This is a genomic window from Dietzia sp. HMSC21D01 (assembly GCF_001815995.1).
Lineage (GTDB): Bacteria > Actinomycetota > Actinomycetes > Mycobacteriales > Mycobacteriaceae > Dietzia > Dietzia cinnamea.
Genome location: NZ_KV823649.1, coordinates 1 through 2060 on the forward strand (window position 1 = coordinate 1; position 2060 = coordinate 2060).

At 74.4% G+C, this 2060-nt stretch carries 2 protein-coding genes and 1 pseudogene; 2 read left to right on the forward strand and 1 reads right to left on the reverse strand.

From position 1 onward, the window contains the following. Positions 1–309: pseudogene (locus HMPREF3086_RS01270) on the reverse strand (hypothetical protein); the annotation flags it as partial. 42 nt (positions 310–351) lie between these two features. Here HMPREF3086_RS01270 and HMPREF3086_RS01275 point away from each other — a divergent pair. Together HMPREF3086_RS01275 and HMPREF3086_RS01280 are read left to right on the forward strand one after the other, a co-directional pair. Next, positions 352–1044, forward strand: coding sequence for a hypothetical protein (locus HMPREF3086_RS01275; RefSeq protein WP_070719763.1), 693 nt, complete (start codon positions 352–354; stop codon positions 1042–1044). Next, on the forward strand, positions 1041–1892 hold the full coding sequence (locus HMPREF3086_RS01280) for a CPBP family intramembrane glutamic endopeptidase (RefSeq protein ID WP_061914207.1): 852 nt from the start codon (positions 1041–1043) through the stop codon (positions 1890–1892). The genes HMPREF3086_RS01275 and HMPREF3086_RS01280 overlap by 4 nt, the downstream gene beginning before the upstream one ends. Positions 1893–2060 lie beyond the last annotated feature (168 nt).

Here is a 2060-nt window from a genome sequence, read left to right on the forward strand (position 1 = left end):
GAGGCCCGAGCCGAAGCCGACCCCGGAGTGCGCGGCCACGGCGAGCAGGTCCGCGAGGTGGTCGGCGGCGGGACCGGGCCCGGCCAGGCCGGACGCCACGTCGACGACCGCGGAGGTGTCCGCGGCGAGCACCGCGGTCACCTCCTCCAACGGCGGGAGGTCGTGCTCGGCGGCGGGCGGGACCGCGACCGGGGCGGGGACCGACCAGCGGGCGAGCGTCTCCGCGATGGTGGACTCGTCGACCACCAGGTCCTCCAGGAGATCGGGCCGCGAGGGACCCCGGCTCAGCAGTTCGAGCGACACCGTCATGCACTCAGGTGTACACCCCGCCCGTTGCTACGCTGACCACCGATGGGTACCGACGACGCCCCCGTGCCCGAATACGCGGCCGACTACTCCCCCGCCCCCGATGACGCGCCGGACGCCTCCCACCTCACCCCGGAGGAGAAACGCGGCCCGCGGACCGTGCATGTCGCGCTCGGACTGCTGGCGTTCCTGCTGATCGTCGCGGTGGCCACCAATCCCGCCTCGGTGCTGCCGAGGGACTCGACGCTGCACGGGGAGCACCACCTCGACGTGGACTCGGGGCTGGAGCTGTCCGTGCCCGTGGGGTGGCGCGTGGTGAGCGATGCGGAGCTCGGATCGCTGCAGATCGTGCCCGTCGGGACGGGCCACGCGCTGGAGACCCGCATCCTCGCGGGCGCCCTCGAACCCGGGATCGCCGCCGCCGCGATCGCCGACGACCAAGGGGCGGCGACCGCGCTCGCCGAGACCATCCAGCTCTACATCCTGGGCGTGTCCGGCATCCGCGACGAGCGGCGGGTCACACGCGTGGACAACGAGGCCGGCACGGGCGCCGCCGTCTCCTACGTGGTGGTGCCCGACGAGTTCGCCGACCTCGACTCCGGCGGGCTCGTCTACACCGCCGTGTTCGGCTCGGAGGGGCGGCGGTGGTGGGTGGCGTACGTGACGACCGCGCAACAGTCCGCCCCCGGCGTCAAGTGGATGGACGGGATCGTCGACAGCGTCCGGCTCGCCGAGTGAGCGGGTCCTCGCACTCCGCGTCCGACGCCGGACGGGTCCGTCGCGCACTCTCCCCCCGCGCCGCGGTCGCCCGGTACGCCTCCCGGTTCGACCCGGTCACCGACCCGCGCGTCCGCCGGCTGCTGGTGGCCGAGCTCGTCATCGTCCTGGCCGTCACCTTCGGCCTGTCCGGCGCCTACGCCGTCCTCGACCTGGTCTCCGCACTGCTCGCGCCGGCCGACCTCGCCGACCAGACCGCCGCACTCAACGTCTCCCGCTCGGAACATCCGTGGCTCGACCTGGCCTACCAGGCGCTCGGCGTGCTGCGGTTGCTCGCGTGGGCCCTGCTGCCGCTGGTGCTGCTCGCGCACTCCGGGATCCGCGCGCGGGCGCTCGGTCTCGTGCGCGACAGGCCCGGGCGGCAGGTGGCGTGGGCGCTCGCCCTGACCGCGGTGATCGGCGTGCCCGGCCTGGCGCTGTACCTGGGGGCCGTCGCCGCCGGGTTCAATCTGCAGGTCGCGGCGTCCGGATTGGGCGAGACGTGGTGGCGGCCGGTCGTGCTGGTGCTGTCCGCGGCGGGCAACGGCGCAGCCGAGGAGATCCTCGTCGTGGGCTACCTGCTCGTGCGGCTGCGGCAGCTCGGCGTGCCGCCGTGGCTGGCGCTGGCCGCCAGCGCCCTGCTGCGCGGGTCGTACCACCTCTACCAGGGTTTCGGCGGCGGGCTGGGCAATCTCGCGATGGGCGTGGTGTTCGCGCTGTGGTGGATGCGGACCCGCCGGCTGTGGCCGTTGGTGCTGGCGCACACGCTGCTGGACGTGATCGCGTTCCTCGGCTACGCGCTGCTGGCGCCGCACGTGTCGTGGTTGTGACACTGGTCCCGCCGGCGCGACGGGACCAGCCGACCTCGCCGGCGGGCAAGTAGAGTCCGATCCCATGACCGACGACCCCAGGCGCCGGCACCTCACCCCCGAGGAGGCCGCCGAGCTCCGGCGACGCGCCCGCGAGCGACGCGGCTACGCCGACCCCGGTGCGCCGCG